Here is a 13188-nt window from a genome sequence, read left to right as displayed (position 1 = left end):
GGCGAGCGACAAGCGGAGCGTCATCAGAACAGGTCTCCCGGCTCGCCGATGGCTGGTGCGCGGTCGCGCGGCGGCTTCAGGCCCAGGTGCAGATAGGCCTTGGTGGTGACCATGCGGCCGCGCGCGGTGCGGATCAGAAAACCCTGCTGGATCAGGTAAGGCTCGATCACGTCTTCCAGCGTGCCGCGCTCTTCCGACAACGAGGCGGCCAAGGATTCCACGCCCACCGGGCCGCCGTCGAAATGTTCGACGATGGTGCGCAACATGCGGCGATCCAGCTCGTCGAAGCCTTCCGGGTCGACCTTGAGCATCTGCATGGCCGCCTGCGCCACCGGCAGATCGATATGGCCGGCGGCCTTGACCTGGGCGAAATCGCGCACGCGGCGCAGCAGCCGGTTGGCGATACGCGGGGTGCCACGTGCGCGACGCGCGATCTCGGCGGCGCCGTCGGGCGTGCAGTCGATGCCCAGAATCGCGGCCGAGCGGATCACGATGCGGGTGAGCTCTGCCGGCGAATAGAACTCCAGCCGCTGCACGATGCCGAAGCGGTCGCGCAACGGCGCGGTCAGCAGGCCGGCGCGGGTGGTGGCGCCAATCAGCGTGAACGGCGGCAGATCGATCTTGATCGAGCGTGCGGCCGGGCCGTCGCCGATCATGATGTCGATCTGGAAATCTTCCATCGCCGGGTACAGCACTTCTTCCACCACGGGCGACAGCCGATGGATTTCGTCGATGAACAACACGTCGTGCGGCTGCAGGTTGGTCAGCAGCGCGGCCAGATCGCCGGCCTTTTCGATCACCGGCCCGGAGGTGGAGCGCAGGTTGACGCCCAGCTCATTGGCAATGACGTGGCTGAGGGTGGTCTTGCCCAGGCCAGGCGGGCCGAAGATCAGCACGTGATCCATCGCCTCACCGCGCGCCTTGGCGGCCTGGATGTAGATGTCCATCTGCTCGCGCACCGGCTGCTGGCCGAGGTAATCGGCCAAACGTTTGGGGCGGATGCTCGCATCGGCGGCATCGTCTTCGCGGGTGGCGCTGCTGGCGATGATGCGCTGTTCGGTCATCCCGCCATCTTCGCATGCCGCGCGCGGGCGGCGCAGCCTCTACAAATCAAGATCGGCCTGCCGCAGCACGCTGAAGAACGCATCGAAGCTGGGCGCGCGCCAGGTCGGGACCAGCCCCTCCCAGTTTTCGAAATAGACGACTTCCGGCTCGCACTGCGGGCCGCGCGCGCGATAGTCCAGGCACAGCAGGCAATCGATGGTGTGGCACGACAGCACCAGCACCTGGTCCAGGCCGGCATGCAGGCACGCCGCCGCACTGAAGTCGTCCGGGTCTTCGAAGGCCGCGGCCAGGTCCAGCACGCTGCCGATCTGCGCAAGCGGCGATAGATAACGATCCACCAGCACGCATTCCCAATCCACGTAATGCGCGGAAGCAAAGCGCGTGCGCGGCACCCAGCACCAGCCCGTGTCGCCGCCGTCCTGGACGCTGTACAGGCGCTTGAACAACGCCGGCAAGCGCACGCCCAGCCGCGTTTCGGCAGCGGCCAGCGCACCGGCATCTGCGGCCGCTGCGGTGTCGTTCCAATGCCCGGGGCCGCTCCAGAAGGTGCGCAATGCCGGCGGCTGAGGCTGCCATTGCACCAGCTCGTTCTCATCGTGCTTGGCCTGCAATGCCGGCGACCAGTACACGACATCGACCAGCTGCGACAGCAAAGCGTCCACGTTATCGAACACGATCAGCCGGCGGTTTGCACCGGCGTCGACATAGACGAGAGTGGGCTCGGCGCCGGGTACGGAATCATCCAGACACAAGGCCCGGCTGGGTGAGCGGTGGTCGGCGGCGATGACGATCAGGCGGCGGTCGTCGCCACCAGCGGCCAGACCGGCAAACGCATCGTCGCGGTACTCCTCACGAGCGCGTACCTCGGCGAAGGAAAACAGCTCCGTGCTGCCAAGCAGGCGCGCGCGCGGAATCAACCATTCGGCGGTGAGCCAGTCGTCCGGCTGCTGCAGCGACCGTCCCCGCGCCATCTGCACCGCGCCACCGTCATAGCGCGCATACAACGTGCGTAGCCACGTCGGCAGATGCACCTCGAGCCGCGCTTGCGCGGCGGCAATGCCAGCCTCGCTCGCCGGTGCACGCCCGAGATTCAGCGCTTCGTCCCAGAAGGTGTCCAGGCTCGGCGAGCGGCCGTAGACCATCCACTGCAGACCAGCCACGCTCAGATCTCCACTTGCGCGCCCAACTCGACCAGGCGGTTACCGGGGATGCGGAAGAAGCCGGTGGCCGGCGCGGCATTGCGATGCATCAGCGCGAACAACTTGTCGCGCCAGATCGGCATGCCGCGGTTGGCGCTGGCCACGATGGTTTCGCGGCTGGCGAAGAAGGTGGTGTCCATCGGGTCGAAATGGATGCCGCCCTGGTCGCAGGAGCGCATCAGCGCCAGCGGCACGTCGGGCGTTTCCATGAAGCCGAAACGCACGTAGACGCGGTAGAACTCGTCGCCGATCGACTCGATCTGCAGGCGCTTGTCAGCCGGCGCATATGGAATCGGCAAGGTGTCGACGTTGAGGAAGATGTTGCGTTCGTGCAGCACCTTGTTGTGCTTGAGGTTGTGCATCAGCGCATGCGGCACGACCATCGGGTCGGCGGTCAGGAACACCGCCATGCCCGGCACGCGCGCCGGCGGCGCCAGCATCAGGCCCGGCAGGAAGCTGTCGATGCGGATGCCGTCCTTGCGGATCTCTTCGCGCAGCAGCGCGCGGCCACGCCGCCAGGTACGCATCAGGGTGAACACCACGATGCCCAGCGCCAGCGGGAACCACGCGCCCTGCAGCAGCTTGGCGCCGTTGGCGATGACGAACGCCAGCTCGATGATGAAGAACACCACGCACAGCGGCAGCACCCAGTTGCGCCAGCGCGGCCACAGCGACCGCGCCACCAGGGCCAGCAGCAAGGTGTCGATCAGCATCGTCATCGAGACCGAGATGCCGTACGCCACGGCCAGATTGGTGGAGCTGCGGAAGATCAGCACCAGCGCGATCACCATCACCATCAACAGCCAGTTGATGCCGGGCACGTAGATCTGGCCGATGGTGGTGCGCGAGGTGTGCTTGATCTGCATGCGTGGGATGTAGCCCAGCTGCATGGCCTGGCGGGCCACCGAATACGCACCGGTGATCACCGCCTGCGAGGCGATTACCGCCGCCAGCGTGGCCAGGATGATCATCGGGTACAGCGCCCAGCTGGGCACCGCTTCGAAGAACGGGTTTTTCAGTGCGGCAGGGTGGTTGAGCACCAGTGCGCCCTGGCCCAGGTAGTTGAGCAGCAGCATCGGCAGCACGAAGAAGTACCAGCCATGGCGGATCGGACGCGCGCCGAAATGGCCCATGTCCGCATACAGCGCTTCACCGCCGGTCACCGCCAGCACCACCGCGCCGAGGATGAACACCCCGTGCCAGCCGTGCTGCATGAAGAAGCGGATCGCCCACCACGGGTTGAAGGCCTTCATCACTTCCGGCGCATCGACGATGTTCCAGATGCCGATCGCGCCCAGCGACAAAAACCACAGGCAGGTGATCGGGCCGAACACCTTGCCGACCGTTTCGGTGCCGAAGCGCTGCACCATGAACACGATCAGCAGCACCACCACGGTGATCGGCACGATGAAGGGGTGCAGGCTGGGCGCGGCGATTTCCAGGCCTTCCACCGCACCCATCACCGAGATGGCCGGCGTGATCACGCCGTCGCCGAAGAACAGCGAGGCGCCGAAGATCCCGAGGATGCCGACCACGTACGCCGAGCGCGAGCCCTGTTTGAGGGTGCGCTGGGTCAGCGCCATCAGCGCCATGATGCCGCCCTCGCCCTCGTTGTCGGCACGCATGATGATGGTGACGTACTTGAGCGTGACGGTGATCATCAGCGCCCAGAACGCCAGCGACAGCACGCCCAGCACGGTGTCGTGATCGCTGGTCAACCCGTAGTGCGGCGAAAACGCCTCCTTGAGGGTGTACAGCGGACTGGTACCGATATCGCCGAAGACGACGCCGATGGCGCCGATGACCAAGGCCATATGGCTGTTGGCAGGCGCGTGGCCGTGGCCAGCTGCGGGAGTGGAGGTCTGTGACATTGAGTGGGCAGGTTATCGCTGAAGGGCGTGAAGAATGAGAAAGGCCGAGCCCGCTTAACGCAGCGCGGCCTGGAGTGCCTTGCGAATGACCGTGGCGACTTCGTCGCCTTCTGCCCCGGCCTCGCGTGCCATGCGCGCGGCCTCGGCCGGCTTGTAACCCAGTTGCTGCAAGGCGACCGTGGCTTCGGACACCGCATCCGGACCCAGTTGGCCGGTGATCGGCGCGCCGCTGCTGAAGTCGGCGGCGCGGTCGCGCAGCTCGACCACCATGCGCTCGGCGGTCTTCTTGCCGATGCCCGGAATGCGAGTGAGCGCGGTGATGTCGCCGCCGGTGACCAGGCGGGCGAACTCGTCCACGCTGACCCCGGACAGCACCGCCAGCGCGATCTTGGCGCCGATCCCGGTGACTTTTTGCACGTCGCGGAACAGCCGCCGCTCGCCCTCGCGCAGGAAGCCGTACAGCGCGACGCTGTCTTCCTTTTGCGCGTAATGGGTGAACAGGATGACGTCGCGGCCGACATCGGGCAGATCGTAGAAGGTGCTCATTGGCGCCTCCAGCTCGTACCCCACCCCGCCTACGTCGATCACCAGCCACGGCGGCTGCTTGTAGGCCAGGATCCCGCGCAGACGGCCGATCACGCGGCACCGCCGCTGCGGTGCCGGGATTGGGGAATCGGGAATGGGGAATCGACACAGCACGCGCCGTTGTGGACTCCGCTCTCGGCGTTTCCGATTCCCGATTCCCGATTCCCGATTCTCATTTCTTGCGGCTCCAGGCCTGTTGGGTAGTGACGCCCAGACGCTGCGCGGTGGCGCGGACGTGGGCGTGGGTGATGGCGACCGCCAGTGCATCGGCGGCGTCGGCCTGTAGCTTGCCTTTCAGGTTGAGCATGATGCCGACCATATGCTGCACCTGCACCTTGTCCGCGCCGCCCTTGCCGACCAGCGCGAGCTTGATCTCGGTGGCAGCGTACTCGTGCACCGGCAGATCGCGCATGACGACCGCGCAGATCGCCGCGCCGCGTGCGTGGCCGAGCTTGAGCGCCGAAGCGGCACTTTTGCCCATGAAGACCTTTTCGATCGCCACTTCATCCGGCCGGTAGGTCTCGATCAACTCGCCCAAACCGTGTAGCAGGCGCTTGAGCCGCTGCGCAAAATCGCCCTCGCCCAGCAGTACCAGCGGTGCGTGATGCACATGCCGGCTGCGACCGCCCTCGTCGATGTCGATGATGCCGACCCCGGTGCGCTGGGAGCCGGGATCGATGCCCAGGATGCGGGTCATCGAGGGGCCGGGAATCGGGAGTCGGGAATCGGGAATGGGTAAAGCGGCCTACTGGCGTGCTCGACGTTGCCGAGCACTGCAGGATGCAGCCGTTTCGATTCCCGATTCTCCATTCCCGATTCCCGGCGCCTTAGGCGCCAAACGACGATTGATCGACGTTCGAATACACGTCCTGCACGTCGTCAAGGTCTTCGAGCAGGTCGAGCAGCTTGCGGACCTGCAGGGCAGTGTCGCCGTCGACGGCGATGTCGTTTTCGGCGCGGAAGGTGATTTCGGCGTGGGCCGGCTCCAGGCCGGCGGCAGCCAGGGCGTCCTTGACCTTAGCGAAGGCATCCGGGGCGGTCAGCACGTCGATGGCGCCGTCTTCCGGATACACCACCACATCGTCGGCGCCGGCTTCGATGGCCGCGTCGGTGAGGGTGTCTTCGTCGCTACCGGCGGCGAAGCTGAGCACGCCCAGGCGCTTGAACATGAAAGCCACCGAGCCATCGGTGCCCATGTTGCCGCCGCATTTGCTGAAGGCATGGCGCACGTCGGCCACGGTGCGCACGCGGTTGTCGGTCAGGCAGTCCACGATCACCGCCACGCCGCCGGGCGCGTAGCCCTCGTAGCGCACTTCTTCGTATTCCACGCCTTCCAGCTCGCCGGTGGCCTTCTTGATGGCGCGTTCGATCACGTCCTTGGACATGTTCGCCGACAGCCCCTTGTCCATGGCGGTGCGCAGGCGCGGGTTGTTGGACGGATCGCCACCGCCGGCGCGCGCGGCAACGCTGATCTCGCGGATGATCTTGGTGAACATCTTGCCGCGTTTGGCGTCGGAGGCGTTCTTGCGGCCTTCGATCGAGGGGCCTCTACCCATGGGTGATTCCAGACTGGCTTGGATGACAGGGCGCGGATTTTACCTGATTGCTTGCACTCACCGGGGCCGCGACATCCGCCAGCGGATGTTCAAGACGCAAAGCGGCCGCTGCGCAGGAAGGCCAGCGCCTGCCGGGCGGCTTCTGGCGAGCGCAACAGCCCGCTGTGGCTGGCGTGCACCACGCAGTGGTCGCGTAGCCCGGGCAGACGGGTTTCGGCCAGGGTCACGGTACCGTCCGAACCAGCGGCCAGCGGCGCCAGCCAGCGGCCGACCCCGCGCGGCACGCACCCGGCGACCTGGCCGATCTCGGCTGGCCCGTCCCAGCGCGCAAACCCTTGCTGCAGCAGGGCGGCGCTGCGGCCCATCGCCCAGACGCCCCCGCGCCGGGCCAGCCCGCGCGCAGCGGCGCTGCCGCACAGAGGCGAGCCCAGGCAGACCACGCGACGCACCGGCAGGTCGGGGGCATCGCACAAGGCCTGCAGGGCCATCAGCCCGCCCAGGCTGTGGCAGACCAGCAATTGCGCGCGGCTGGTGCGCAGGCGTTCGATCAAGCGCGGCACCGCCTGCGCCGGCCCGCCGAGCACGCTGGCATAGCCGAATAACGCAGGCGCCAGCCCATCGGCGCGCATCCGGCGCGCGAGCGGCAACAGCCAGTGCGCGGTATTCCAGATGCCGTGCACCAGCAGCACATCGGCGGTGGCGGTGGCGGTGGCCGCGTGCTTGCGCGGACTGCGCCGAGGGATGACAGGGATGGCCGACGATGGGCTGGACAAAGGCGTGGGTACCGGGATGAGAGGTGAGCGTCGGGCGAATGTCTGACGCGCGTAGGGTCTGCAGCACCGACTACGCGATTGCGATCGCAGGTTCGCTGCGCCGATCTTGCGGCAAGCGCAGCCGCGCCAGGACAGGACAGGACAGGACAGGACAGGACAGAATGCCTTGCCGCGCCGCAACGGCAAGGCAGGCCTGGCCTGGAGCGGCGAATACACCGTAGCGAGCAGCTGCCAGGCGAGTGTGGACGGCGCAAGGGAGACGGCGTGTCCGAGCGATCCATGCCGATTGCAGGGCACCGGCCGCGTTGGTCCGATGCGCGTGCAGTCGTTTGGGTCGTCGCGCTTAGTCCGCCGCCAGCACCGGCTTGCGGCGCAGGATGAACTCGCGGTCGACGATCTTGCCCACCGGGAAATCGTATTCGCCGATTTTTTCGAAGCCGTAGCGGGCGTAGAAGCGTTGCGCACCGAAGTTTTCCGACCACACGCCGATCCACAAGGTGTGTGGGCCGTCGCGCTCGAGCCATTCCAAGGCGGTTTCGAACAGCCGGCTGCCCCAGCCGCTGCTCTGGTAGTCCTTCAATAGATACAGGCGCTTGAGCTCCCGGTCGCCGGGGCGCACCTCCTCGTGCGGCAAACCGCATGGGCCGGCGGCGGCGTGGCCAACCAGCAGGTTGTCCAGCTCCAGCAACCAGATCGCGTAGTCCGGATGCGCCAGCACGATACGCGCACGCTCCACCGCATAGGTCTCTTGCAGAAAACCGCGCAGGTCTTCTTCCGGATACAGATGCCCGAAGGTTTCGGTAAACGTCTGCGCAGCCAGAAGCGACAGCGCTTCGGCATCGTCCGGCGTGGCGCGGCGGATGCGGGTCATGCGGGCCTCTCGTGCCGGGTGGACGTGGCAGCTTCTCGCATGCGGCGGCGGCTCTGCAAGTTGGGGAATCGGGAATCGGGCAAGCATCTGCGGTGCTTGGATTACCCATGTGCAGGATTCGGTGTGGGCGCTGATGGTTTTGGCAAAGCGCGCGACGCTTGCTGCACACGGCAGCGCGTCGGAAAGATAACCATCACATGCGAGGCATGGCCATGTACTAGCGCAACGCCGACCGGTTCGAAACGGACCTGCAGGCGCCCCGCCGCCGGTCGATCGGCGGGGATTGGATGGCCGTGACCCTGCACCGCATCAGACCCAGGCGCTGGCGGTTCCACAAACGCGCGCAGCGCTAGCTGCGCTGGGCGACTTGTACAGATGACCACGCACACCGCATGGCCATCCGCTCGCGCAGGTCAGACCTGCTTGGGGCGCACCTGCACGTGCACTTCGGCCAGCTGATCGGCGGGGATCGGCGACGGGGCGTCGGTCATCAGATCCTGCGCGCCGGTGGTCTTGGGGAACGGGATCACGTCGCGGATCGATTCGGTGCCGGCCATCAGCGCGGCGATGCGGTCGATGCCGAAGGCGATGCCGCCGTGCGGCGGTGCGCCGTAGTTCAACGCATCCAGCAGGAAGCCGAACTTGGCGCGCGCTTCTTCCGCGCCGATGCCGAGCAACTCGAACACCGCGCTCTGCATGTCCGGGCGGTGGATACGGATCGAGCCGCCGCCGATTTCATTGCCGTTGAGCACCATGTCATAACCGCGCGACACCGCAGTGCGGGCGTTGGCGCGCAGGTCGGCGATATCGTCCACCGCCGGTGCGGTGAAGGGGTGATGCAGGGCGACGCACCGCTGTGCTTCGTCGTCCCACTCGAACATCGGGAAATCGGTGACCCACAGCGGCGCCCAGGTATCGGCGACCAGCTTGAAGTCCTTGCCGGCTTTCAGGCGCAGCGCGCCCATGAAGTCGGACACGGTGTTGTAGCCGCCGGCACCGAAGAACACGATATCGCCGTTGCTTGCACCCACGTGCTTGAGCAACGCGGCAAACGCTTCTTCGGAAAAGAACTTGGCGATCGGCGAGCTGACTTCGCCGGTTTCCGACAGCTTGATGTAGGCCAGCCCCTTGGCGCCGTATTTGGCGGCGTGCGCGGCGTACTCGTCGATCTGCTTGCGCGACAGCGCTGCGCCACCGGGAATGCGCAGCGCGGCCACGCGGCCGTCGGCATCGTTGGCGGCGGCAGTGAACACTGGGAACTCGCTGGATTTGACCAGCTCGGCCACATCGATCAGTTCCAACGCGATACGCAGGTCCGGCTTGTCCGAGCCATAGCGACGCATTGCCTCGGCCCAGGTCATGCGCGGGAACTGCGCAGCAAGCTCGACGTCCACCACTTCCTTGAAGATGGCGCGGATCATGTCTTCGACGAAATCCTGCACATCGCGCTCGCGCACGAAAGCGAATTCCATATCGAGCTGGGTGAATTCCAGCTGGCGATCGGCGCGCAGCGCTTCGTCGCGGAAGCAGCGCGCGATCTGGTAGTAACGGTCGAAGCCGGCCACCATCAAAATCTGCTTGAACAGCTGCGGGCTCTGCGGCAAGGCGTAGAACTCGCCCGGATGCATGCGCGCCGGCACCAGGAAGTCGCGTGCGCCTTCCGGGGTGGCCTTGGTCAGGATCGGGGTTTCGATGTCCAGGAAATCGCGCGCGTCCAGATGGCGGCGCAGCGCCTGCACCAGCTTGATGCGGGTGCGCTGCATGCGCTGCATTTCCGGACGGCGCAGGTCCAGATAGCGGTACTTCAGGCGGGTTTCTTCGCCCGGATTTTCGTGCGCATGGAACGGCAGCGGCGCCGCCTTGTTGAGGATGCTGATGCGGGTGGCGATCACTTCGACCTTGCCGCTGCGCAGCTTGTCGTTGACCGCATGCCGCGCACGCACCACGCCTTCGACCTGCAGCACGTCTTCGTAGCCCAGGCTGGCGGCCACCGGGAACACCTCGGCGTTCTCCGGTTCCACGGTCACCTGCACGATGCCTTCGTGGTCGCGCAGGTCGATGAAGCAGACCCCGCCCAGGTTGCGGGCCACGTCGGTCCAGCCGGCGAGAGTGACGGTTTGGCCGATCATGGTCTCGTCGACCAGGCCGCAGAAGTGGGTACGCATCGAAAGCTCCGCTGAAAACCCGACGCAGGCAGCGCCGGAAAGCCGGATATTCTGGGGCCGGCGGGCGGCAGGAGCAAATGCGGCGACGGTCACCGGCGCTTAAGTCAGCGCCCGGCTGAATAGGCGCCACGCCCCTCCCGTACCAAGGACGTCACGATGCTGCGCACCGCCCTGCTGATCTCCGGCTTCAGTCTTGCCGCCCTCGCCGGCGCCCTGGTCAGCCGCCCCGCCGCCGCGCAGGACCGCGGTTTCAATGGCCCCAGCATCACCTGCTCCAGCAACGATAACCGCCGCCGCGAGTGCGACACCCCGTTCCGGGGGCGCGCGGCGCTGGTGGAAAACATCTCCGGCACCCGCTGTATCGAAGGCCGCAACTGGGGCAGCGACCGTGGCCGCGTCTGGGTGGACAACGGCTGCCGCGGCCGCTTCGTCGAGGCCCGCGGTGGCTGGGGCGGTGGCGGCTGGAATGGCGGCGACGACCGTCCCGGCAATGCGGCCGCCGGCACCGTGCGCTGCGAAAGCCGCGACCAGCGTCAGGCGATCTGCAACACCGGCTGGCGGCGCGCAACGATCGTGCGCCAGCTCTCCGGCACGCCCTGCGTGGAGGGCCGCAACTGGCACCAGGAAAACGGCCGGATCTGGGTGGACGACGGCTGCCGCGCCGACTTTGCGCAGGCCCGTGGCGGCGGTGGCTGGGATCGCGATGACGGTTACGGCGGCGGCGATCGGCCGCGTAGGGACTATTCGGTGACCTGCAGCAGCGACGACCGCCGCCTGCGCAGCTGCGACTGGGACGTGCGCGCCGGCCGCCCGGTGCTGACCCGCCAGTTGTCGGACACCCGTTGCGAAGAAGGCCGCACCTGGGGCTTCGACCCACGTCGTTCGGCGGTGTGGGTCAACGATGGCTGCCGCGCGCGGTTCGACGCGCGCTGAGGTTTTGCACGCTTCGCGTCTTTTGCGCTTGTCACAACAGGCCGGTTCGCCATGATCCGGCCTGTTTGCGTTGGTGCGCTGCGGTTACGTGGCGGGTGCGCAACAACTGATAGCGACGGCCGGCAGCCACGGCGCCAGGCCCGTCGCGCTGATCACGCGGCCGCGCAGGTTGCGCGTCACGCCGCGCCGGATGTCGGCTTTGCGGCAGGCGCTGCCGGTGCAGCGGCGGGCTTGTTGTCGCTGGCCGCCGCCGGCTTGGCATCGCCGCCGCCCGCGCTGCTGCTCTCGGTCAGGTTCTTCTTCTTTTCGCCGGCCGACTTGAAATCGGTCTCGTACCAGCCGCTGCCGGACAAGCGGAACGACGGCGCGGTGACCTGACGCTTGATGGTGGCCGCAGCGCAGGACGGGCAGATCTGCGGATCTGGGTCGGCCATCTTCTGCAGGCGGTCGAACGAGTGGCCGCAGGTGGTGCACTGGAACGCGTAGATGGGCATGACAGATCCGCTGGAGACGATGCAAGGGCGCCGATTCTAGACGGATGTAGGCATGGCGGCGCAATGACCCAATCGCGCACCGGCGCATGGTCGGGCTGGCAGAGAGTGGTGGGCAGTGACCGACCCACTGCGCGTCTGGCCTCTTACCACTTGGCTGCCTCTCGCAGACTGGCGGCTTGAGGCTGGCGATGCATGGATCCGCCAACACATGGTGATAGCGCAACCCCACTCCATCGGCAGCGATCCGCTCTCAGCCATCGCCAGCTGATCGCGTTGTGCGAGCCACATCGATCCAGTCTCAGCAGCGTGGCTGCTACACTCGATGACGTGATCGACGCGCCTTTTTCCCTGCGAGGGCCGCATCCATGTTGCGGCTGACCGCCCTGTTGCTGGGCGTTGCCCTGTTGCTGACCGGCAGCGGGCTGCTCGGTACGTTGCTCGCCGTGCGCGGCGGCCAGGCGGGCTTCGATGCGCGTGCGCTGGGCCTGATCATGTCCGGTTACTTCGCCGGCTTTTTTCTCGGCACGTTTTTCGCGCCGCCGTTGATCCGACGCATCGGGCATATCCGCGCATTTGCGTTCTACGCATCGCTGGCGGCCATTGCGGTGTTGTTGCATCCGATCTGGCTCGATCCCTGGGGTTGGGGTGTGTTGCGCCTGGTCACCGGCGCCGCCCTGGTGGGCTTGTACACGGTGATCGAAAGCTGGCTCAACGCCGAGCCGGATGCACGCCGACGCAGCCGTGTTTTCTCGGTGTACATGGCGATCAATCTGTCGGCGCTGGCGCTGGGCCAGATTCTGCTGACCGCCGGCGACGCGCGAGCACCGGCCATGTTTACGCTGACCGCCATCCTGATCTGCGCGGCGGTGATGCCGGTCGTCACCACGCGCTTGATTCCGCCGGAGGTGCCGCAGGTGTCGCGCCTGCGCCTGAAAACGCTGTATGCGCTGGCGCCGGTCGCCACCGTCGGCGCCGGATTGTCGGGATTGGCGATGGGTGCGTTCTGGGGCTTATTGCCGGTGTATGCAAACCGCATCGGACTGGATGCCGATGGCGTGGCGATGTTCATGCTCACCGCAATCGTGGGCGGTGCCGTGCTGCAATGGCCGATCGGGCGCATCAGCGACGGGCACGACCGACGCATCGGCCTGGTCGCGGTGAGCGTGCTGGCCGCCGCCATCGCCATCGCTGCCGCAGTGCCGATGGTGCAATCGCAGACCACCGTCTTGTTTATGCTGTTTTTCGTGTACGGCGGGCTGGCGTTTTCGTTGTACCCGTTTGCGGTGGCGCACATGCTCGATTACCTGCCGCGCGAAGACTTGTTATCGGGCTGCAGCAGTCTGTTGCTGGTGCATGGCGTGGGCGCTGCCATCGGTCCGGCGCTGGCAGGCGGGGCGATGCAGAAGTTCGGCCCTGCAGCGCTCCCGGTTTATTTCGCAGTGATGTTATTGGCGCTGGCCGGTTTCACGCTGTCGCGCTTGCTGCGGTTTGCGCGTCGTCGTACGCATCCCATCGCGTTCCGGCCGATGCTGCGCACCACGCCATCGGCACTGGAATTGATGCCGGAAACCCAGCAGATCGAAGCAACACCACACGCCAAGAGAAGCTGACAACACGGTGTCGCAGATGTCAGGTGGGCGAGGCTGGTGAGCTGCGCGCCATACCCGTGCATCTGT

At 66.5% G+C, this 13188-nt stretch carries 12 protein-coding genes and 1 other RNA gene; 2 read left to right on the top strand and 11 right to left on the bottom strand.

Annotation, left to right across the window (positions count from 1 at the left end; genetic code table 11):
• Positions 1-23: 23 nt before the first annotated feature.
• The 10 genes from ruvB to aspS all read right to left on the bottom strand — a co-directional run bounded on the left by ruvB (position 24) and on the right by aspS (position 10085).
• Positions 24-1064: a Holliday junction branch migration DNA helicase RuvB gene (ruvB, locus tag XdyCFBP7245_RS17865; protein ID WP_104616847.1), complete on the bottom strand. Its 1041-nt coding sequence runs from the start codon at positions 1062-1064 to the stop codon at positions 24-26.
• Between the two features lie 39 nt (positions 1065-1103).
• On the bottom strand, positions 1104-2225 hold the full coding sequence (locus XdyCFBP7245_RS17860) for an SMI1/KNR4 family protein (RefSeq protein ID WP_104616846.1): 1122 nt from the start codon (positions 2223-2225) through the stop codon (positions 1104-1106).
• Positions 2226-2227: 2 nt separating this feature from the next.
• The gene (locus XdyCFBP7245_RS17855; protein ID WP_104616845.1) at positions 2228-4135 is read right to left on the bottom strand and encodes a potassium transporter Kup; all 1908 of its coding nucleotides are present in this window, start codon (positions 4133-4135) and stop codon (positions 2228-2230) included.
• 54 nt (positions 4136-4189) lie between these two features.
• Complete coding sequence (gene ruvA, locus XdyCFBP7245_RS17850; RefSeq protein ID WP_055849084.1) at positions 4190-4774, bottom strand: Holliday junction branch migration protein RuvA; 585 nt, start codon at positions 4772-4774, stop codon at positions 4190-4192.
• A 118-nt stretch (positions 4775-4892) separates the two neighbouring features.
• Positions 4893-5417: a crossover junction endodeoxyribonuclease RuvC gene (gene ruvC, locus XdyCFBP7245_RS17845; protein WP_055849080.1), complete on the bottom strand. Its 525-nt coding sequence runs from the start codon at positions 5415-5417 to the stop codon at positions 4893-4895.
• A 130-nt stretch (positions 5418-5547) separates the two neighbouring features.
• The gene (locus XdyCFBP7245_RS17840) at positions 5548-6276 is read right to left on the bottom strand and encodes a YebC/PmpR family DNA-binding transcriptional regulator (RefSeq protein WP_104616844.1); all 729 of its coding nucleotides are present in this window, start codon (positions 6274-6276) and stop codon (positions 5548-5550) included.
• An 89-nt stretch (positions 6277-6365) separates the two neighbouring features.
• The gene (locus XdyCFBP7245_RS17835) at positions 6366-7049 is read right to left on the bottom strand and encodes an alpha/beta hydrolase (protein WP_211287737.1); all 684 of its coding nucleotides are present in this window, start codon (positions 7047-7049) and stop codon (positions 6366-6368) included.
• 205 nt (positions 7050-7254) lie between these two features.
• A non-coding RNA gene (locus tag XdyCFBP7245_RS17830) (sX9 sRNA) lies at positions 7255-7330 on the bottom strand.
• A gap of 62 nt (positions 7331-7392) precedes the next feature.
• Complete coding sequence (locus tag XdyCFBP7245_RS17825; RefSeq protein ID WP_104616843.1) at positions 7393-7920, bottom strand: GNAT family N-acetyltransferase; 528 nt, start codon at positions 7918-7920, stop codon at positions 7393-7395.
• Between the two features lie 413 nt (positions 7921-8333).
• Positions 8334-10085: an aspartate--tRNA ligase gene (gene aspS, locus XdyCFBP7245_RS17820; protein ID WP_104616842.1), complete on the bottom strand. Its 1752-nt coding sequence runs from the start codon at positions 10083-10085 to the stop codon at positions 8334-8336.
• A 156-nt stretch (positions 10086-10241) separates the two neighbouring features.
• Between aspS and XdyCFBP7245_RS17815 the strand changes: the two genes are divergently transcribed.
• Positions 10242-11018, top strand: coding sequence for a DUF3011 domain-containing protein (locus tag XdyCFBP7245_RS17815; RefSeq protein WP_104616841.1), 777 nt, complete (start codon positions 10242-10244; stop codon positions 11016-11018).
• 176 nt (positions 11019-11194) lie between these two features.
• Here the strand turns inward: XdyCFBP7245_RS17815 and XdyCFBP7245_RS17810 are convergent, their stop codons facing one another.
• Complete coding sequence (locus XdyCFBP7245_RS17810; RefSeq protein ID WP_104616840.1) at positions 11195-11512, bottom strand: FmdB family zinc ribbon protein; 318 nt, start codon at positions 11510-11512, stop codon at positions 11195-11197.
• 365 nt (positions 11513-11877) lie between these two features.
• Here XdyCFBP7245_RS17810 and XdyCFBP7245_RS17805 point away from each other — a divergent pair, with 365 nt between their 5' ends.
• Positions 11878-13122 carry an MFS transporter gene (locus XdyCFBP7245_RS17805; protein WP_104616839.1) on the top strand — a complete coding sequence of 415 codons (1245 nt, stop codon included), beginning with the start codon at positions 11878-11880 and terminating at the stop codon, positions 13120-13122.
• The last annotated feature ends 66 nt before the right edge of the window (positions 13123-13188 follow it).

Source organism: Xanthomonas dyei (assembly GCF_002939865.1).
Classification (GTDB): domain Bacteria; phylum Pseudomonadota; class Gammaproteobacteria; order Xanthomonadales; family Xanthomonadaceae; genus Xanthomonas; species Xanthomonas dyei.
Note: the sequence above shows the minus strand (reverse complement) of the source record. Positions and strands in the feature narration are given on the sequence as shown.